Annotated in this window: 17 protein-coding genes; 14 read left to right on the forward strand and 3 right to left on the reverse strand. The window is 40.7% G+C overall.

Annotation, left to right across the window (positions count from 1 at the left end; genetic code table 11):
* The first annotated feature begins 136 nt into the window (after positions 1-136).
* Complete coding sequence (locus DQM55_RS05395; RefSeq protein WP_111675729.1) at positions 137-2,698, forward strand: CAP domain-containing protein; 2,562 nt, start codon at positions 137-139, stop codon at positions 2,696-2,698.
* 163 nt (positions 2,699-2,861) lie between these two features.
* Here the strand turns inward: DQM55_RS05395 and DQM55_RS05400 are convergent, their stop codons facing one another.
* The 3 genes from DQM55_RS05400 to DQM55_RS05410 form a co-directional block, all read right to left on the reverse strand.
* Positions 2,862-3,698: a sugar ABC transporter permease gene (locus DQM55_RS05400; protein ID WP_002895328.1), complete on the reverse strand. Its 837-nt coding sequence runs from the start codon at positions 3,696-3,698 to the stop codon at positions 2,862-2,864.
* Complete coding sequence (locus tag DQM55_RS05405) at positions 3,698-5,056, reverse strand: carbohydrate ABC transporter permease (RefSeq protein WP_002904606.1); 1,359 nt, start codon at positions 5,054-5,056, stop codon at positions 3,698-3,700. Before DQM55_RS05405 ends, DQM55_RS05400 begins: the two co-directional genes overlap by 1 nt.
* A gap of 81 nt (positions 5,057-5,137) precedes the next feature.
* Positions 5,138-6,394 carry an extracellular solute-binding protein gene (locus DQM55_RS05410; RefSeq protein ID WP_002915028.1) on the reverse strand — a complete coding sequence of 419 codons (1,257 nt, stop codon included), beginning with the start codon at positions 6,392-6,394 and terminating at the stop codon, positions 5,138-5,140.
* 364 nt (positions 6,395-6,758) lie between these two features.
* On the opposite strand from DQM55_RS05410, the gene uvrC reads away from it, so the two are divergent.
* The 13 genes from uvrC (at position 6,759) to DQM55_RS05480 (ending at position 20,844) form a co-directional block, all read left to right on the forward strand.
* Positions 6,759-8,588, forward strand: coding sequence for an excinuclease ABC subunit UvrC (gene uvrC / locus DQM55_RS05415; RefSeq protein ID WP_111675730.1), 1,830 nt, complete (start codon positions 6,759-6,761; stop codon positions 8,586-8,588).
* Between the two features lie 153 nt (positions 8,589-8,741).
* Complete coding sequence (locus DQM55_RS05420) at positions 8,742-9,287, forward strand: hypothetical protein (RefSeq protein WP_072074056.1); 546 nt, start codon at positions 8,742-8,744, stop codon at positions 9,285-9,287.
* Positions 9,288-9,546: 259 nt separating this feature from the next.
* Complete coding sequence (locus DQM55_RS05425; RefSeq protein WP_111675731.1) at positions 9,547-10,152, forward strand: nitroreductase family protein; 606 nt, start codon at positions 9,547-9,549, stop codon at positions 10,150-10,152.
* A 69-nt stretch (positions 10,153-10,221) separates the two neighbouring features.
* Positions 10,222-11,628 (forward strand): dipeptidase PepV, encoded by a 1,407-nt coding sequence (pepV, locus tag DQM55_RS05430; RefSeq protein WP_111675732.1) that lies wholly within the window; start codon positions 10,222-10,224, stop codon positions 11,626-11,628.
* A 53-nt stretch (positions 11,629-11,681) separates the two neighbouring features.
* Entirely contained in the window at positions 11,682-12,266 is a 585-nt protein-coding gene (locus DQM55_RS05435) for a uracil-DNA glycosylase family protein (protein ID WP_111675733.1), read from the forward strand.
* 12 nt (positions 12,267-12,278) lie between these two features.
* Positions 12,279-12,767: a prolyl-tRNA synthetase associated domain-containing protein gene (locus tag DQM55_RS05440; RefSeq protein WP_111675734.1), complete on the forward strand. Its 489-nt coding sequence runs from the start codon at positions 12,279-12,281 to the stop codon at positions 12,765-12,767.
* Between the two features lie 273 nt (positions 12,768-13,040).
* Positions 13,041-14,003 carry a zinc-binding alcohol dehydrogenase family protein gene (locus DQM55_RS05445; protein ID WP_111675735.1) on the forward strand — a complete coding sequence of 321 codons (963 nt, stop codon included), beginning with the start codon at positions 13,041-13,043 and terminating at the stop codon, positions 14,001-14,003.
* Complete coding sequence (locus DQM55_RS05450) at positions 13,996-14,310, forward strand: rhodanese-like domain-containing protein (RefSeq protein ID WP_111675736.1); 315 nt, start codon at positions 13,996-13,998, stop codon at positions 14,308-14,310. The genes DQM55_RS05445 and DQM55_RS05450 overlap by 8 nt, the downstream gene beginning before the upstream one ends.
* 98 nt (positions 14,311-14,408) lie before the next feature.
* Positions 14,409-15,446: a DUF6574 domain-containing protein gene (locus DQM55_RS05455; RefSeq protein ID WP_111675737.1), complete on the forward strand. Its 1,038-nt coding sequence runs from the start codon at positions 14,409-14,411 to the stop codon at positions 15,444-15,446.
* Positions 15,447-15,462: 16 nt separating this feature from the next.
* Positions 15,463-17,193, forward strand: coding sequence for a TcaA second domain-containing protein (locus tag DQM55_RS05460; RefSeq protein ID WP_111675738.1), 1,731 nt, complete (start codon positions 15,463-15,465; stop codon positions 17,191-17,193).
* Positions 17,194-17,197: 4 nt separating this feature from the next.
* Complete coding sequence (gene ldcB, locus DQM55_RS05465; RefSeq protein WP_371513526.1) at positions 17,198-17,992, forward strand: LD-carboxypeptidase LdcB/DacB; 795 nt, start codon at positions 17,198-17,200, stop codon at positions 17,990-17,992.
* A 29-nt stretch (positions 17,993-18,021) separates the two neighbouring features.
* Entirely contained in the window at positions 18,022-18,312 is a 291-nt protein-coding gene (locus tag DQM55_RS05470; protein ID WP_002895366.1) for a cupin domain-containing protein, read from the forward strand.
* 705 nt (positions 18,313-19,017) lie between these two features.
* The gene (locus DQM55_RS05480; RefSeq protein ID WP_111675739.1) at positions 19,018-20,844 is read left to right on the forward strand and encodes a CAP domain-containing protein; all 1,827 of its coding nucleotides are present in this window, start codon (positions 19,018-19,020) and stop codon (positions 20,842-20,844) included.
* The last annotated feature ends 109 nt before the right edge of the window (positions 20,845-20,953 follow it).

The following is a 20,953-nucleotide window of genomic DNA, read 5'->3' on the forward strand; positions in this document are numbered from 1 at the left end:
GAAATGCTCATTTTTGTTGGAAAAACCAGCTTATTTTTCTAATAAAACATTTTTGTAACTAAAATGTAATAAAAAAACTATTAAAACTATACGTTTGCTACTAGTTAATACTAGCGTTTTGTGATAGTATATTACTATGCGGGCTGCTATACCCAGGTTAATTATAGTATGTGAGATTATAAAAAGGAGATTGATTATGGAAAAGAAAATAGGCAAGTCTGTTGTAGCGACTGGTATCGCGGCTACAACTATTATTTCTGGTGGACTGACCCATCAAGTGCACGCGGATGAGTTGGTTGAATCAACTGTAACAGCTCCAAAAGCGACTGAAGTAACTGAAAAACCGGTGACTGCAGCAGATGTAGCTGTTGCCCAAGAAAATGCTGAAGCAGCCAAAGCTAAACTTGATGAGCAAAGATCGATAGTAGACACTGCGAAAACAGAAGCTGAAGATGCAAAAACTAGCGTGAAAGTGGCTGAAGCCGCTGTTGAGACTGCTAAAGAAGTGCAGGCAGAAGCAACAGAAGAAAATGTTGCTAAGGCGGAGACGGAAGCAAAAACAGCAGAGCAAGAGGTTAGCGCAAAAGACACTGCCGTTCGAGAAGCTGCTGCTAAAGCTGCTAAGGCAGAACAGGCTGTTAAAGACCAAGCAAATACTATTAAGGCGAGTCAATCTCTGGTAGATGTTGCAGAGACTGAATTGAAACAAGCTAAAACACCGCTTCACTCAGAAGAGCAAGCTGTAGCAACTGCTAAGAGCCAGCAAAGTCAAGCACAGACTGCTTTAGATAATGCAAAGTCTGAACTGACAAAGGCAGAGCAAGCAGCGTCTTCTGCTCCACAAGTGCAGGCTGAAATCCAGAATAAAATCAATCAGGCAAAGGCATCTTTGAGCCAAACCAATCAAGCTATTAGCTCGCTTGAAGGACAGATTCCTGCTGCCGAGAAAGCAGCAGCAACAGCTCCTGTTGACCTTCGCAATACGACTTATTCTCAATTTTTAGAAAATGTTCGTAACAATGCGGCTAATCAAGAAATTCGTGATGCTGCCAACAATGCTCTTGCTGTTTACCAACGTGGACAAAATGAATTTGGTATCTCAGTTAATTCTGACCCAACCAGTCCAGCTAATCTAGAAAATAACCTTCAAGCTTTGGAGTTGGTTAAGGCGATTAATGCTTACCGTCGTAATGTCGGCTTACAAGAGTTGTTGGTTGATCCGTATGCGAATGTGGCTAGCCAGATTCAGACTATCTACTTTGAGCGCAATAACTGGCACATGGGCAAGCTGATTGGTAACGAAAATGTGGCGATTAGTTTTGATCCACAAGGAGCTGTCAATTTCTGGCATGAAGAAAAAACACTTTACCAGCAGATTGCGGCGCAATATGGACTGCCTACAGATGAAACTCAGATTGATGCTAATGCTATCTATACGAGAGTTGGAGCGGGTGTGTTTGCTAAAATTGGCCACTATGTGCAGATGATGGACAATAAAGCTAATGCTATCTCAGCGGCTTATGATAAACATCCAAATCAATGGGGCACTCCTCATGGTACATCAGAGGTTGGTTTCCATCACATTAGCAACTTTGACCAGCGTGTTAATAACGGTACTCTATTGACTGTTGCTGCTATGGAGCAGTTGTTGCGTGCTGGTGGTGGTCGTTCTGCAGGTTCTAACGCTAATGTTACAGCACTTAAGAATCAATTAGCTGAACTTAAGGCTCAAAAAGTTGGTCAGGAATCAGCTATCAATATCCTAAATGCTCAATTAGCTGATGCTCAAAAGACAGCGGCAGCTCAAATTGCAGCAGTTGAAGCAGCTCGTCAGAAGGTAGCAACTGCTGAAAATAATCTAGCTTTGACTAAGCAGAATGTTGCTCTCAAGCAAGAAGCTCTTGACAGAGCAACAGCTAAGATTGCAGCAAGCTTGGCTCCTTACCAAACTAACTTGAGCAATGCTCAGGCAGTTCTAGCGGCAGCTAAGGATAAGTTGGCAGAACTTCAGTCTGCTCAAGAAGCTGCGAAAGCTAATTTGACAACTGCTCAAGAGGACTTGCTGTCTGCTCAAAAAACATTAGCTGCAGCTAAAAAGAAAGTTATTGACCTTCAAAATGCTCCTCAGTTACTTGCAGAAGCAGAGCGGGAGTTGGCAGAAGCGCAGCTTGATTTTGAAGCTAAACAAGCAATCTTAAATCAAGAGACTGCAACTTTAGCTGTCCTTGAGGAATCCTACAACAGTCTTCAAGCGAATTATGAAACTCTCTTGAATATCTTGAATCAAGCAGCTCTCCTGTATGGAAATGCTCTGAATAGTAACTATCGCTCAGGTGAAGATAAACAGACTCTAACTGCTGTAAAAGGCGGAGCTGCTGGTCCAGGTGCAGAGGATGAATCTAAGAAAGATTCAGATGCTAAGACTGCAGAAGTTCATGCGAACACTCGTGAAGTCAAAGGAGCCACTACGGGTGCCGTTCAAGCGGCAGGTGGTGGTGCGTTTACTGATTTTGTTGTAAATCCTGCAGCTCAACTTGCTAGCGTGGCTACGACAGCTGATAAGGCTCCAACAGTTCCTGCTATTCTGCCAAATACTGGCTCAGAAGCAGAACGCCTTGCAATTTTTGGTATGGCACTTGGTGCAGCTGCCTTTTTGGGAACCAACAAGCGCCGTCGCAGAGACGAAGATTATAATTAATGAAATAAAAAATGAGATTGGAACGATTTCCAGACTCATTTTTTTGTCCAAGTTAATAAGCAATCTCATATAAAAGGGATGAGGAGTTAAGTTCCACATTTTCTAAGAAAGATAAAAACTTCCGATATTAATTGTCGGAAGTTTTTGATATACATAATAGATTCTATTTGACTGCTCCACCTGTTACACCTTCTACGTAGTATTTCTGCATGAAGATGAAGAGAAGAGTGATTGGAATTGCGATGATAATTGCTCCAGATGTGAAAGGCAAGAACCATTTATTGATGGCGTCCTTATTAAGCATTTGGAAAAGTCCCAAAGCCACTGTATATTTTTCCTTGACATCGCCTAGAATCACAGAGGCAAAGATGAAGTCAACCCAAGGTCCCATGAAAGCCATAAGCGCTGTATAGACGATAATCGGTTTTGAAAGCGGCAATGTAATAGTCCGGAAGATTTGGAAGCGAGTCGCTCCGTCGATCATAGCGGATTCGTCCAAAGAATATGGGATAGTATCAAAGAAACCTTTAGCTATATAGAAGCCTAAAGCTGCTCCAGCTGAATAAACCAGAATCAGTGAAGTAAGGGTTTGTGTCAAATTGAGTGCTTTCAAGATGTAGTAAACCGCAATCATTGACATGAAGCCTGGGAACATGTTAAGAACCAGAGCCAGCTTTAGGAAACGATTTTTATGCTTGAATTTGATACGGCTGAGTGAGTAAGCCATACCCACAGTAATCAAAGTAGACAGGATACAGGTTGCTGTTGCAACAATCAGGGTATTCATAAACCACTGAACAAAAGGATATGTGTTGTTATTAAACAGTCTGATATAGTTGTCAAGAGTATAGGTCTTAGGGAAGAAGTAAGGGACTGCATTGGAGCCTTCACCACGGAAGCTGGTCAGAAAAATCCAGATAATCGGCGTTAGCCAGATGAATGCTAAAACAGCCAGTAAGACATAAATCCCTAATAAACTGAGTTTTTTTCTATTTTTCATTATTTAGCAGTTCCTTCCTTGAATGATGCGGATCTGGTATAGGCTAAGAGACTGAAGGCTGCAGAGATTGCAAAGATCAGGATACCGATAACAGATGCCAGATTGTAGTCCTTGGCTGAAACGGTCAGTTTATAGAGCCAGGTAACCAAGAGGTCAGTTGAGCCTGCCTGATAGTAGGAAGAGTTAGTAGGTCCACCGCCTGTCAGGAAGTAGATAACGTTGAAGTTGTTGATGTTCCCGATAAACTGCTGGATAAGTGATGGCGCCATAATCAAAAGAATTTGAGGGAAAGTAATGCTCTTGAAGATTTGAAGCTTGCTAGCTCCATCAATTTCAGCAGCCTCGATTTGCTCACTAGGCAGGTTCATGATAATCCCGGTTGCCACCAGCATGGTAAATGGAATACCAATCCACATATTGACAAGGATGATTGAGAACTTAGCCCACACAGGGTCACTCAAGAATGGAATTGGATGCTGAATGAGATGAAGGCTTTGCAATAATCCGTTCAAAGGTCCATTGTCATTCAGGAAATTACGCATCAAGAGCAGAGATACGAATTGGGGTACAGCAATAGTGATAACGAAGAGTGTCCGCCAAACTTTCTTGTACTTGAGGCCTTTGGTATTGAGCAAGAGAGCTAAAACAATACCGAAGAAGAAAGTAGTGGCTGTCGCAGCAACCGCCCAAATCAAGGTCCAGCCTAAAAGTGGGAAGAAGGTGCTAGCCATGCGACCTGAGAAAACATCACCAAAGCTAGAGAAGCCAACCCAGTCAAAAAGTGACTTAGGAGCTGGATGCTTATGGTCAAAGTTAGTAAAGGCCAAGCAGATCATATAGATCAGAGGCAGGATGGTAAAGAGCAGTACTCCAATGAGAGGAATGCTCATTAGACCCATGTGGAAGCGGCCGTCAGCAAGCGTCTTAAAGTCCTCAACGAAGTTAGGAATCTTCTGACCGGACTGCTTGAGTGCCATCAAGTGACGAGCACTTTTCAGGTTACACCAGTAGATGTAGGCGAAGACTGCACAGAAGATAAGAGAAGCAAGTCCAAAAATCAGCATCAGCATAGAGTTGTCACCCGCTACTTGAACGGTGATTTCCAAACCGTTAACTTTTTTGATAGCCTCTCCCTGCTCTTGAGTCCCCAATGTAATCATGCCACCAATAGCTGGTATGATTTGGACTGCAAAAGCAATCAGGAAAGCAATTTCTGAGAAGAGGAAGAGCAGCCCCTTGATAAATTGTTTGTTTACAAGGTTGCTCAGTCCCATTACCAGAAAAGAGAGTTTGACATCCCAAGTTCCCTCTTTAAAGACCTGAACCATGGATGCATTGTCATAAGATGACTGAGTCATAGTATTCTCCTTATATTTACAAAGAAAGAAGTGAGGAGGCTGCCCTCCTCACTTCAATGCTTATTTTTATTCGTTTGAGGATTATTTAGCTGCTGCTAAATCTTTATCAAACTGTTGTAATTTTGCGAGGTATTGATCTTCACCAAATTTACCGTTGTAAGCATCGCTGAGGATTGCAGCACTTTCAGTCCAGAAGACAGACATTTGGCTAAGTTTAGGCATAACTGTTGTGTAGGTATCAGAAGATCCCATTGTGATAACAGCTTGTGCCAAGGCATCTTTCTTAACATCTTCAGACTCTTGCACTTCTTTGTTAGCAGGGATGATGTGACGTCCTTCAAACTTGAATTGGTTTTCTTGGCTTTCTTTGCTAGTAAGCACTTGAGCCAGTTTGTAGCTTGCTGCGATACGGTCAGTGTCGCCGTTTGAAGGTGTTTGGTTAACTGCGTAAAGTTTTACACCGAGGAAGGCTTTTTGTTGAACGTCTTGTCCACCGATGTTAACAGTTGGGTAAACAGAGATACCAAGGTTGTCTTTGCCGACAGCTTTTTCAGCAGCTGCGTAGTCCCATGGACCTGATTGGAAAGCGTCAACTGAACCATCTTCAAATTTAGCAAGAAGGTTAGAAGCATCTACGTTCACAAAACCGCTGTTATTCTTTTGAGCTGCGATGAACTTCAGAACGTTGACACCGGCTTCGTTACCCCAGTTTGTTCCGTCTACTTGCTCACCATCTTTACCAAAGAGAGTGTCGCCAACAGAAAGGAAGAGTGGAGCAGTGATGTATCCATTAGCCTCTTTCAAGTTTCCACCAAATTTAGCTTTAGAAGTGATGGTTTCATAAGACTTAACATCATCAGCGGAAAGTTTTGACTTGTTATAGTAGGTTACTTGTGATTCGATACCGTATGGGAAAGCATAAGTTTTGCCTTTGTATTGAGCACCAATTGCTGCTTGTTCAGTATCGTTTTTCTTGACTTCTTCTGCCATTTTAGAAGGAACTTCTTGGATAGCTCCGGCTTCAACTAATTTACCAAGTTGGTCGTGTGGCAGAGAGAAAACATCAGCAGCAGTACTAGCATCTTTTGTCAGATTTTCCTGAGCGTTTGGATCTTCCATTTCGACTACGTCAACCTTGTAGCCTGATTCTTTCTCGAACTTGCTAACTGTATCAGAGTAAGAATCTTTAGAACCAGTTGGTACCCAAAGTTTCAAGGTCTTGCTATCGGCTTTAGAAGAAGAGTTCTCCTTGCTACTGTTCGAGCTACAAGCTGCTAACAGCGTTCCTGCAGCCAGCAAGCTGACACTGCCCAATACTACTTTTTTCCATGTTTTCATTCCTATTTCCTCCCGGAATTTTTATTTACAATCCTATTATGCAACCGTTTGCAATTTTTGTCAAGTCTTTTTTTGAAATTTTTTTAAAAATATATTAATTTTTCTAAAATTTTTCTATTTTATTTCTGTTTATTTAATCAAAGCCTATTAAAATGGCTGTGCAATCGCTTGCTTGATTTTTACCTAGAAAACGCTTTATTATGAAAAAAATCATGTTTCTTTTGAGATAGATTTTTGGTACATGCAAGAAGATATAAAGACAAGTTATAGTTCAGTATTACCAAAGAAAGGAATAAAACTTTTTATCTTCTAACATTCTAACGTCTTTCTGTTGAATGCTTCCCTTTTCTGCTATAATAGACCTATGAACAAGCTAATCCAATCAAAGCTGGAACTGTTGCCGACCAGTCCTGGCTGTTACATTCACAAAGACAAAAACGGTACCATTATCTATGTCGGCAAAGCCAAGAATCTTCGCAACCGGGTTCGTTCTTATTTCCGTGGTAGTCATGATACCAAGACGGAGGCTCTTGTTTCTGAGATTGAGGATTTTGAGTTTATTGTCACCGAGTCTAACATTGAGGCTTTGCTTCTGGAAATCAATCTAATCAAGGAAAACCAGCCCAAGTACAATATCATGCTCAAGGACGATAAGTCCTATCCATTTATCAAGATTACTAACGAAACCTATCCACGCCTAATCATCACGCGCCAAGTCAAAAAGGACGGTGGACTTTATTTTGGTCCTTATCCGGATGTCGGTGCGGCCAATGAAATTAAGCGTCTTTTGGATCGACTCTTTCCTTTCCGCAAGTGTACAAATCCGCCTGAAAAGGTCTGCTTTTACTACCATCTGGGGCAGTGCAAGGCTCACACTATTTGCCAAGTAGACAGCCAGTATTTCAAAGAGCTGGCTCAGGAGGTGGCGGCCTTTCTCAAGGGTCAGGATGACCAGATTATTGAGGATTTACGGGGGAAAATGGCTGGCGCAGCGCAAGCTATGGAGTTTGAAAAAGCGGCAGAGTACCGCGACTTGATTCAGTCCATTGGCACCCTGCGAACCAAGCAGCGGGTCATGGCCAAGGATTTGCAGAATCGGGATGTCTTTGGTTACTATGTAGATAAGGGCTGGATGTGCGTACAGGTCTTCTTTGTCCGCCAGGGCAAGTTAATCGAGCGCGATGTCAATCTTTTTCCTTATTACAATGATCCTGACGAAGATTTTTTGACCTATGTTGGCCAGTTCTATCAGGAAAAATCCCACCTCAAGCCCAATGAAATTTTGATTCCGGCAGATATTGACGAAGAAGCTGTCCGAGCCATGGTGGATACCAAAGTGCTTAAGCCCCAGCGAGGCGAGAAGAAGCAGTTGGTCAATCTTGCTATCAAAAACGCTCGAGTCAGTCTTCAGCAGAAATTTGATCTCTTGGAGAAATCTATTGAAAAGACTCAAGGTGCTATTGAGAATCTAGGGCAGCTTCTTAACATTCCAACGCCAGTTCGCATTGAGTCTTTTGATAACTCCAACATCATGGGGACCAGTCCAGTATCAGCTATGGTGGTCTTTGTCAATGGCAAGCCCAGCAAGAAAGACTATCGCAAGTATAAGATCAAAACAGTGGTTGGACCAGATGACTATGCCAGTATGCGAGAGGTCATCAAACGTCGCTATAGTCGGGTGATTCGGGATGGACTGACTCCGCCTGATCTGATTGTCATTGACGGTGGACAGGGCCAGGTCAATATTGCTAAAGAAGTTATCCAAAATCAGTTGGGATTAGATATTCCCATCGCTGGACTGCAAAAAAATGACAAGCACCAGACTCATGAATTGCTCTTTGGTGACCCTCTGCAGGTTGTAGAATTATCCCGCAATTCGCAGGAATTTTTCCTACTCCAGCGTATCCAAGATGAAGTCCATCGTTTTGCTATTACCTTCCACCGCCAGCTCCGGTCTAAGAATTCCTTCTCATCGCAGCTAGATGGCATTGAAGGCTTGGGACCAAAACGCAAGCAAAATCTTATGAAACACTTCAAATCTCTAACCAAGATTAGAGAAGCCAGTGTTGACCAAATCGTCGAAGTCGGCGTACCACGAGCAGTGGCAGAAGCAGTGTGGGCTAAATTAAATCTAGTAGATCAGCAGAAAACATCCTTGTCAGAAGTAGCAGAGCCACAGGTGGATTTAGAATAGACAAATCTCATATGAGGACTGTGTATGCAGGATTTCTTTAATAATTAGGAAAAAATTAACAGAAATGGATGGACTATTATAATGCCTATAATGTTTGACAATAAAATAATTTTGTATTATAATATGTCTATTCTTTATTAATAGGAGACAGTAATGAGAAAAATTATTACAGCTAGTGTAGCGCTTTTATCGGTTATAACTTTAGCAGCATGTTCTGGAAAAACAACATCAGATTCTTCTGAAAAAGCTTCAAGTTCTGTAGAAAAAACATCTACTTCAAAGAGTAAATCAAGTAGCTCTGAAACTTCATCAAAAACAGCTAGTTCAGATGTAGAAATCCCAGAAATTGTTCTTTTGACAGATGAAGAAATCGACAATGCTAAAACAATTGGTGACATGAAAGCTCTCTTTAGTAAGTTGATTGATAATTATAAAAAGTACATTGATGAAATTGGGAACAAAGTACCTGAGGCTGGGAAAGAAGCATACAATCAACAAGTAGAACCAGCTATTCAATCTATGGAAACTTCAAGAGAAACTTTTAATGAAACGCTCTCAAGTGCTGGTTCAGATGATACAGAAATTCCAGAACAAAATCGTGCTCTATTTGCTCAGCAATTGAAAACAGGACGTGATGCTATGAAGAAGGCTATTGAAGGGGCTTATAAAGCTCTTGGTCAGCTTAAATCTGGACAATAATATTAACAAAGCAGGTAAGAACCACCTGCTTTTTTTGTAGCAAAATGTAAAATAGATGGAAATTTAAGTGACTTAAAAGATAAGATTGAATCAAAAAATTTTTAAATAAAATATTGTTTATACTCAATTATAAATAAAAATAGGCATAATTTAAGCATTTCTAATAATGATTTAGTGAAATTTATGAAAGGAAAAAAACTGCAAACTCTTACAAAATATGATAAAATGAAACTAGTATATTTAGAAAAGGATACGACTTATGAAATTTCTAGAACTCAATAAAAAGCGTCATGCGACCAAGCATTTCAATGACAAACCTGTGGATCCAAAGGATGTTCGCACAGCCATTGAAATTGCAACGTTGGCACCCAGTGCCCACAATAGTCAGCCATGGAAGTTCGTTGTGGTGCGGGAGCGTAATCAGGCTCTAGCTGAGACAGCTTTCGGTGGTAATGTGGACCAGATTAAGGAAGCACCAGTAACCATTGCCCTCTTTACGGATACAGATTTGACCAAGCGAGCTCGTAAGATTGCGCGTGTGGCTGGAGTGAGAAATTTTTCTGACGAGCAGCTCCAATTCTATATGCAGAATCTGCCAGCTGAGTTTGCTCGCTATAGTGAACAGCAAAAGAGCGATTATTTATCTCTCAATGCTGGTCTGGTGGCTATGAATCTTGTTCTGGCTCTGACTGACCAAGGTATCGGCTCTAACATCATCTTAGGCTTCGATAAATCTAAGGTTAATGAGGTTTTGGAAATTGATGAGCGTTTTCGTCCGGAACTCTTAATTACGGTTGGTTATACTAATGAAAAACTAGAACCTAGTTATCGTTTGCCGGTTGATGAAATCATTGAGAAACGTTGATATAGTTATGTTTTTGATTTAATTCGTATGTACATTGATTTAAATCGAATTAGAGATTGGGGTAAAATAATGACAATTGATTTTAAAGCAGAAGTTGAAAAACGAAGAGAAGATCTCTTAGCTGACTTGTTCAGTCTTTTAGAAATCAACTCAGAACGGGACGATTCCAAGGCAGACAAGGAACATCCTTTTGGACCTGGTCCTGTTCAAGCTCTGCATAAGTTTTTAGAAATTGCTGAACGAGATGGTTATGAAACCAAGAATGTGGACAATTATGCTGGCCACTTTACTTTTGGTGAGGGTGAGGAAGAATTGGGAATCTTTGCCCACATGGATGTGGTTCCTGCTGGAAGTGGCTGGAATACAGATCCTTACAAGCCTGAAATTATTGATGATAAGCTTTATGCGCGTGGTTCGTCTGATGATAAAGGGCCAACCATGGCTTGTTACTACGGTTTGAAAATCATCAAAGACTTGGGCTTGCCAGTATCTAAGCGTGTGCGCTTTGTGGTGGGGACAGACGAGGAATCCGGTTGGCAAGACATGGACTATTATTTCAAGCATGTTGGTTTGCCTGAGCCAGACTTTGGTTTCTCACCAGATGCTGAGTTCCCAATCATTAACGGTGAAAAAGGGAATATCACAGAATATCTCCACTTTGGTAACAGTAATGATGGTAGCTTTAAACTCAAGAGCTTCACTGGCGGACTTCGCGAGAATATGGTGCCAGAATCAGCGACAGCTATTTTTACAGCAGCAGTTGATGCAGCGGAATTGGATGTCAAATTACAAGACTTTGCTGCTACGCACAAGGTTTCAGCTAGTCTGAAAGCAAGTGGCGACGCTCTTGAAGTGACAGTCATTGGGAAATCAGCTCATGGTTCTACACCGGAGGATGGTATCAACGGAGCAACCTATCTGGCTCTCTTCCTCAACCAATTTGACTTTGCAGGTGACGCCAAGGCTTATTTGGAAGTGGCAGCTCAAGTTCTGCACGAGGACTTTGCAGGTGAGAAGTTAGGAATTGCTTATACAGATGCTAAAATGGGTGCTCTCAGCGTGAATGCTGGTGTCTTCCATTTTGACAGCGCTAAGGCTGACAATACTATTGCTCTGAACATCCGTTACCCTCAAGGTACTGATCCGAAAAAGATTCAGACCGGTCTTGAAAAAGTTGCTGGTGTTGTGTCAGTAAGTCTGTCTGAGCATGGGCACACTCCGCACTATGTCCCAGCAGATGATGAATTGGTAGCAACACTTTTGAGTGTTTACGAAAAACAAACTGGTCTCAAAGGACATGAGCAAGTCATTGGTGGTGGAACCTTTGGCCGTCTTTTGAAGCGCGGTGTGGCTTTTGGTGCTATGTTCCCAGACTATGTCAACACCATGCACCAAGCCAACGAATTTACTGATGTAGAAGACCTTTTCCGTGCTGCGGCCATTTACGCGGAAGCTATCTACGAATTAATCAAATAAAAAAGAAAAACTCGTTTGGTCTTGCCAAATGAGTTTCTTTGCAAGGAGCTGCTATGCATACATTAGAAGATATTACTAAGGCCATCATGGCCGACCCAGAAAATAAGGAATTTACGGAGCAAGGGATCAAGCCGCTTTTTGCGGCACCAAAGAATGCACGGATTAACATTGTTGGTCAAGCGCCGGGGCTGAAAACTCAAGAGGCAGGGCTTTATTGGAAAGATAAGAGTGGTGACCGACTGAGAGAATGGCTGGGTGTTGATGAAGAGACTTTTTATCATTCTGGCTACTTTGCGGTTTTACCCATGGATTTTTATTTTCCGGGACATGGGAAGTCTGGAGATTTACCACCTCGTAAGGACTTTGCGGACAAATGGCATCAGCCGATTTTAGAGCTTTTGCCAGATATTGAGCTGACCATTTTGATTGGTCAGTATGCACAGAAATACTATCTGCATCAAACAGGAAATATCAAGCTGACTGAGACGGTTCAGCATTATCAAGACTACCTGCCTGACTTTTTTCCTTTGGTACACCCATCGCCCCGCAACCAAATCTGGATGGCTAAAAATCCTTGGTTTGAGGCAGAAGTGGTTCCAGACTTACAAGCATTGGTACAAAAGATTATTCATCAATAAAGGAAAAAAACTATGGATGCTTATCAACAAGTAGCTAATAAGTTGCAAGAGTTGGGGATTACTTTTGATGTGGTAGAGCACCCACCTGCATTTACGACAGAGCAGGCAGATGGTTATATTGAAGGTATGGAAGGCGTTCGAACCAAGTCCATGTTCTTGACCAATAAGAAGAAAACTCAGTATTATCTTCTAATTATGGATGACAAGAAGAGTCTGGACATGGATTTGTTTAAAGAGCTGGTTTCAGCCAACCGCATTCGTATGGCTTCAGCGGATTCCCTCTATGAAAAAATGCAGTTGCCACCAGGAACGGTATCGCCTTTTGGTCTGCTTAACAACGAGGAAAAGGACATTAAAGTTTATTTTGATAAGGACATTGTATCTGAGGATATCATGACTTTCCATCCCAATACCAATGAAAAGACTATCTTTATCTCTACAGAGGATTTGTTCAAGTTTCTGAAAGATTTGGGCTACTCTTACCAAGTGCTGGAGCTTTAGTAAGCTGTTTTGCTGAGATAGAGGAGCGTTATCCAGCTTCTCTCTCAGGTGGTCAAACCTAGCGGATTGGGAACACTCGTTTGCTAGCGTCTTGTCCCTCTATCCTGAACTTGGATGAAGGACGTATCCAGCAACTTGTTTCCTCTCAGGAGATTCTCCAGTAGCCGGCTGATAATTTTGTCAAAGTTCAGTTTGATTTTCTGAAGTAGCTGGCTGATTTTTTGATAAGTCTAAGCTTAGAATGCTAAACTTTGTAGAAAGCGAGGTGATTCTATGGAAACGATGAAAGCTATAGTCATTTACGAAGCGGGTGGTCCAGAAAAGCTTCTGCTGGAAGAAAGACCGATTCCAGAACTTCAAGAAGGCTGGACATTGGTCAAGGTCAGAGGGTTTGGGATTAACCGCTCGGAGATTTTTACTCGTGAGGGTTTATCGCCTAGTGTCACCTTCCCTCGGATTTTAGGCATTGAGTGTGTTGGCCAAGTTGCCGAGACGACTCGAGCAGACTTAGAGGTCGGCCAGAAAGTGGTTTCCATTATGGGTAAAATGGGGCGAGCTTTTGACGGTTCTTATGCTGAGTATGTCCTCTTGCCGAACGACCAAATTTATACAGTTGAGACCAATCTGACCTGGACTGAGCTGGCAGCAGTGCCAGAGACCTATTATACTGCTCTAGGCTCTATGAAAAATCTGCGCATTGAGCCTAATAACAAGATTTTGGTTCGGGCTGCCACTAGCGGTGTCGGTTTGGCCTTTGCTCGTCTGGTCAAGGCACAGTTTCCAGACACACATATCGTGGGCTCGGTCAATAGCGGTTCCAAACAGTTTCTACTCAAGCACCAAGCCTACGACGATATCATTATAGACCAGGATGGCCGACTGGAAACAGAGGAGAAGTTTGATAAAATCCTGGAGTTGGTCGGTCCAGCAACTGTCAAGGATTCTTTTGACCATATCGCAGAGGGCGGGATTATCTGTGTGACCGGCCTCTTAGGTGGGCAATGGGAACTGGCAGGTTTCAATCCAATTGAGGAAATTAAAAATAACAGTTTTCTGACAAGTTTTCACTCAGCTCATGTGAGCCAAGATTTGATGGATGAATTATTTGACTATATTGACCGCTATCAGGTCAATGTTACACCAAGGCGTGTCTTTTCCCTAGAGCAAGTGCCCAAAGCTCATGCATTTATCGAAGGGACGGCAGGTTTTGGAAAAATCGTGATTATGAATGAATAGGAGAAAAATGATGCAAAAAATTAGTGCGAAAGATTTATATGACAAATTACAGGCAGAAGAACTGCGGTTGATTGACGTTCGCGAGGTGGATGAATTTACTGCTGGACATATCTCTGGGGCTCAGAATCTGCCTCTCAGCACCTTGCCTGAAAATTATGGAAAACTAGATAAACAAATCCCCTACCATATCATCTGTCAAAAAGGCGGACGCTCAGCGCGTGCCTGCGAATTTTTGGAAGCTAAGGGTTACCAAGTAACTAATGTCGAAGGAGGAGTCGAAGCTTTTCCTGCTAAATTGACGATATGACAAGCGATTAAGAAGAGCAAATGCCGGAATAGATTGAATTTCCGGCCCTTTTTTTGTATACTATAGTAGTATAATAATTTATAGATAGGAGATATTTTATGTCAAAACAAGATTGGCTTGAATATTTTGAGGCCGTTAATGGACGCTCGGCTACAGAGGAGGAAATTGCCCAAGCATTGGCTGCCGGGGAATTTGTTGAAGCTGAACAGGTAAGTGCGGAGCAAGCCTCTAGTGAAGCTAGTCCGGCTTCATCAAGCTTTGAACAGCCGCAAAACTTCCAACAGCCTTTTGCTCAGCAGGCTTCTCAACAATATCAAGAAGTTCCTCAGCAACAAGCAAATCCAAATCAATTTGCAAATCAGGGACAAGCTTATCAGCAACAAGGATTTCAGCAAGCAAGTCCCTTTGCTGGACAGCCTCAGTCTTCTGGTCCGCAAGCTTATCAGAACAACCAGCAGCAAGGACAGTTCAATTCACAAATACCTCAACAAGGACCACAGGCTTATTACAGTCAGCAACCTCCTCAGCCCAGCGAGTTTTCTAAAACAATGAAAGGTTTCTGGGCTTGGCTCGTTTCAGCTTGGAAATCACCGACATCTGAAGTTGAGAGCAGCAAGGTGAATGGTTACCTTTCTCTAGGTTTGATAGCGTTCTTTTTTGCTATTGTTGCAAACTACAATATTTTCAGTACCATTGGTATCATGAGTTTTGGTATGTATAATGGACCGACTTTTAATTTCAAAGTCTTCTTTGTTTCTCTGATAGCAGCGGCTCTCTTCCTTTTCTCTATTATATTAGGTGGTTTTGTTGTGAAGCGTTTGGTCTACCAAGATAGAAGTTTTACCTTTAATAAGGCTTTTGATTGGTATGGCCGACTGTATGCTATTGTTCTTCCATTTATTGCTGTTTCTGCTCTGTTTGCTCTGTTGGGTGTTATTCATTTATCTCTGTTCTTCACATGGATTGGACTCTTGTTGATTGGAGTTGGAGCTACCTTTGCTTTGATTTATTCCAAGACAAACAACTCTATGGATCCTTTTTATAAATATCTATTGGCCATTATTATCAATGGTGTGATTACAATTATCTTCTCTTTCATCGCTTTTTCTCTACTAGCTAGTATCATAATGATGTAATAATTGGAGGAGATTTATGGCAACAAAAGAAAAATGGGTTGATCTCTTTGAAAAAGTAATTGGTCGAAAACCAACTGCAAGTGAGTTCCAAGCCGGCAAACAATCTAACTTTGATCCAAAAAAGATTAAGGAGATTGCAGGCGAAGCAGGGGAAGCAACCACAGATACTTCGTCAGTAGAAAATACTACTGATGAAGCTTCTGATAATCAAGATATTGTTCAGGAGACACCTTCTGAAGATTCTGTCACAGAAGAATCGATTCAATCATCTTTCCAAGATGAGAAGCAAGGCGCATTTGAATCTAGCCAATATGAAGAACTTCGTAAGAATTGGCTGCAAGCTTTTGAAAATAATATTGGTCGAAAACCTACCAAAGAAGAATTTGCAGAAGCTAAGAGTCAAGGATTCTCTAACTTGCCTATTCGGTCTGAATTGCTCGACTCACAATTACCACAGAAACCGGTAAAAAAGGCTAAAAAGAGAATATCAAAGAAGCAAGCAATCATGATTGGGGCTCCAACCGTTTTAGTTGCCGCTTTGATTGGAGCTTTCTTCTATCTAAACTCTATAACTGGAGTTAAAGTGGTCACAGACCATTTTGCCAAAGCGGTCTCTAGTAAAGACTTTGATGAAGTGGCAAGTCTTCTATCTACTCAATCCGATAAGTGGACGCGTGCTGAAGCAAGAGCTTTAGTTGAGCACCTAGAGAGCCAGGAGATTAATCTCGAAACTGAGCTAGATAACATTGTTGAGTCAAATGGCAAATCTGCTTATATCGATGACAACAATAATAAGATTTTAGGTGTTACTGAAAAGAGTAAGAAATTTGGTATTTTCCAGGAATATCAAATGGTTTCCTATCCAGTCAAAGTTAAAGTCAATACAAATTTAGATAATGCTACCATTAAACCTGGTGAGAAAAAAACTATTACTCTTAAGAAAAATACAGACACTGAATTGGGTGAATATCACTTTATCAAACAAGACTTTACACTCAAAGGTAAGACAGATGTTGGAGATGTAGAGAGTAAGGTTCAGCTTGATTTAGCTACGGCTAAAGATAATGAAATCAAACTGGATCTCAAGTCTGAAAAGAAACAGCTAAAAATTACGATGCCTTCTGAAACTTCAAAAGCAACAGATATTAAAATCGTTGTTAATGGTAAAGAAAGTGGTAGCAGTTTGACTCCTGAGTTGCAGCTTGTTCCTTATCAAGAGCTTGAAATTTATGCCAAGTTTACTTTCTCTGATACTACCTTTACTACCAATAAAGAGACAGTGATTGTGGAAGATGATACCACGAATGTGAAATTATCTCTTCCTAAGGAAGTGCTTTCTAAGATTAGAGAAAAGAACGAAGAAGCGAAAAAGGTTGAGGCTCAAAAGGCAAAAGTCTCTACTTTCCTTAATGACTACCGCAGTGCTGTTTTCAGCTCTGTTTCTAACAGAAGCAACAACTATTCTCAATACTACGATACCTCTAGTGCAGTATATCGAGAAATGGTTGAGTGGACCACTGGTGGTGGTGTTAAGAAAGCAAAAATTAACTATTATGAGCCAGGAGCTTTGGATATCCGCGAAATCAAGGAAGAAAATGGTTCCTATATCGTGACAACATATGAGGACTATACAGTCCACTATGTCGATAACACTCCAAATAGTGTAAATCGTAAAAATAAGACTTACTACTTGAAGCCTAGTGGGGATTCTTTTGTAATCTATAATCTTGAAGTTTCAGAAGGTTGATATTATGACAATGAAATACAGTAAACTAATTTTTCTTGCAGCATCTGTTCTTGTTCTAGGCGCGTGTTCGTCTGGTAAAGACACTACTGGAGATAGCTCTGATAAACAAGCGGCTAGCTCAACTAGTACAGTTAAGAAACAAGATGCTGAAAAAGATAAAAAGTCTAGCCAAGATACGACAACATCTTCAGATAGTGCTGATACTAAAAAGGAGCAAAATCACGAGGCCAAAACTCTTGATCAAAATGTTTCTTATAACGGCAGCTACTACAGTGTCAAAGGGAAATATGATGAGATTCTCGTTGTCAACAAACACTACCCTTTGTCAGCTTCCTATAATCCAGGTGAGAATGCGACTGCTAAAGCAGAATTGCTCAAACTGATTGCAGACATGCAGGCACAAGGCTATGCTATCAGCGACCAATACAGTGGCTTTCGCAGCTATGATACTCAGACAGAACTCTATCAAAACTATGTCAATCAGGATGGTAAGGCAGCTGCAGACCGCTATTCAGCTCGACCAGGCTACAGTGAGCACCAGACCGGCTTAGCTTTTGACTTGATTGATAAGAGTGGTAACCTCGTACAAGAAGCTGGAGCAAGTCAGTGGCTTCTAGAGAACGCCTATAAGTACGGTTTTATCGTTCGCTATCTAGAGGGTAAGGAAGGTTCAACTGGCTATATGCCTGAAAGTTGGCATCTGCGCTATATTGGTCAAGAAGCCAAGGAAATTGCTCAATCAGGCAAATCTTTAGAAGAATATTTCGGCATTACCGGTGGAGGCTATGAAGATCAGTAGTCACATCATCCATTAGAAGGAGGAAGAAAATGAAATTTTTTGTTACCAATCCCAATAATGATTTTGCAGAAACACCTGTTCAAGAAGAAGGCAGAATCATCCATCATCTGCATCTTGCTAAAGGAAAAGAAGTACCAGAGCACAGTGCTGATGCACTAGTAACAGTTGTTTGTTTGTCGGGAGATGTAAGCTTTTCTGCTGGAGAACAAACTGTGCGGCTAGTGGCAGGTTCCTTTTTGACGATGGAGCCCAATGAGCCACACAGCTTGGTCGGAGAGGAAGATAGCCACCTCTTGGTTATCAAACAACTCAAATATTAATAAATTCAAAATACTAGAAGCTGGAATAAATGCTTCTAGTATTTTTTACTACTTTTTAAGAACTATTCATTTCTGTAAATAAAAACCCATAAGGAAGGGATTCATAAACAGATTCTTTGATTCTTAAAACAAACTTAAGATAAGCTTAAAAAAGGCTTAAGATAAGCTTAAAATAAACTTAAATAAAAAATCGAAATGAGAGGGTGAGAAGCTTTTATAAATAAATAACAAAAATAATTTACACTATGTAAACCAAATTATAAACATTTTTCTATTATTTTGGTTCGTTAAAAAGAACATTTTATAGATTTTTAAAGCTAAAAAACAGAAAGATAAACAAAAAGACGAACTATAAAAAATTACCCATAAAAATAATTTACACCTTGTTAACTAAAATGCTTGCATTCAAAAATTTCTTGTGCTATAATTCGTCTTGAGGGTGAGATATGCATAAAAAAGTATTTTCAAGCATATTGACTTCTTTCTTTCTAAATCAAATGTTATAAAAACATTTATGTGCAACCTTTAATCAGGTGGATTCACTAACTAGTGATTCGTTTTTTTGCGTTTGATAATGATGGAGTAGTCAACTGTCAGCTGGCAGTATTTTCGTGAAATTCTTTTTTATGAAGTTGTGCACAAAAAATAAATTCCCCCCCCACAAAAAAATAAAGTGATGTTGGTCACTTTGGAGGTTTAATTAATATGAACAATCGTTTCAGACTCTTATCAAGATCTGTTGTAGCGGCTGCGGCTATTATTCCAGCAATTGCACTTGCGAATAATGCTCAGGCTCAAGATTATGGCTATAACTACTATCAACCAGGCTATAATTACTGGAATGGTGGTTACAACAATTATAACTATGGTTATAACAACTATAATTACCGTAACAGCCGCAACTACCGTTACAATAACTACAACTATGGTTACAACAATTATAACTATGGTTACAATAACTACAATTATAACTATGGTTACAATGGCTATAATTATAACTATGGTTATAATAACTATTATCCAGGCTATAACAACTGGAATTATAACTATAGCAACAACTACGGATATAATGGTTGGAATAACTACAACAATCTGGCAAATGATGAGAACTATATTTACTGGAATGGTAACCATTACTACCGTATGACAGATGGTTCTTACCGTATCTATCGTGATGGTGAGTGGAAGCCGCTGACAAATACTAACAATAACAGCACATCCAATAACAACCTGGAAAACGATCCACATTATCGTTATGAAAATGGTTATCATTACTATGTGTTGGATAATGGCGACTATTACTACTATCAAAATGGCAAGTGGGTATTTGTTAAGGATTCTACTGATAACTCTACTAATCCAACAACTCCAAGTCAGCCGGAAGAACCAAAACCAGAGGTACCAAGTGTTGATTTGCCGGAAAATCCTCCAATTAACGGTGCAGAAGGCGACCTCAATCCATTTGCTCCGAAACCAGAGCAACCAGCAGAACCAAAACCAGAAACTCCGACAAGACCTGCTGTGCCAGAGACTCCTGGCTTGGTAACAACTGATAAACCAAGCGAAGATCAAATCCCGCCATATGTTGAAAAACCAGCAGAAGGTCTGGAACACTTGACATGGGCACCAAATGGACGAGCTCCAAAAATCATCTACCCAACTGGAAAACCAGGTGACAAGGCTCTCGAGTCAGATCCTAACTATTACTTTGATGGTTCTACCCATTATTACCGTATACCATCTGATTCAGAAGCTAATGGATACTCTCCATATTGGAAATGGTTTGGTGACAAATGGAAACTGCAAGGCATGACTGATCCAAACGATCCAGCTCTTGATCCAAAACTTCACGAAAACACTGCTGATGATGAATACATGTACAGTGATAAAGACTCTAGCGTGAAATTGTACTCAACTAACCTAGTGACAACTGCTAAAGCAGGTCAACCGCTGCCATTCAAGAACGTTGAAGAGTTCAAAAACTACGTTATCGAAAAGATGAATCCTAAGTTCCTTGATAACGCAGGATGGGATGCCAAAGTTGAATGGGAAATCGAAGATCCAGAAATCTTTGAGAAAACCAAAGAAAACCCATATGCTAAGGATTATGTCTTGATTGCAAACCTTAAGAGTGGTGTTGAGGATAAGAAATACAGTGATGTAGAATTTGGTTATGTTAAGTTTGTTTACCGTGTTGAAGCAACAAACGATACAAACTATGACTATGTTTCAAAAGCTAAAGAAGCTTTCGCTAAAATCAATGAAGAGCGTAAAGCTCAAGGCTTGAAAGAGTTGACTTGGTCAGAAGACATTTATCAAAATCAAGCACTTCCAAAAGTAAATGAAATTTCACGTCAATACGATAGCTCAGGCTTTGTTGGACGTCGTGATGAAGATCCATCTGTTGTCGTTAAGAAATGGGCTAACAGCGGTCTGAGAGAATTGCTTCTTGATCCTAACGTAACTGAAGGTGCAGTAGCGACAGTTGTAGACGGAAACGGTGTTTACTACTGGGCTTACAGCTATAAATAATAAGAATAAGGAATTTTATTCTTAAACATCTGTGTTCTTAATCTTTGGTTGCATATAAACCACACTCCAAAAGTTAGATTTTAATCGTCTGACTTTTGGAGTTTTTTTG

The organism is Streptococcus sanguinis (assembly GCF_900475275.1).
Taxonomy (GTDB): Bacteria; Bacillota; Bacilli; order Lactobacillales; family Streptococcaceae; genus Streptococcus; species Streptococcus sanguinis_N.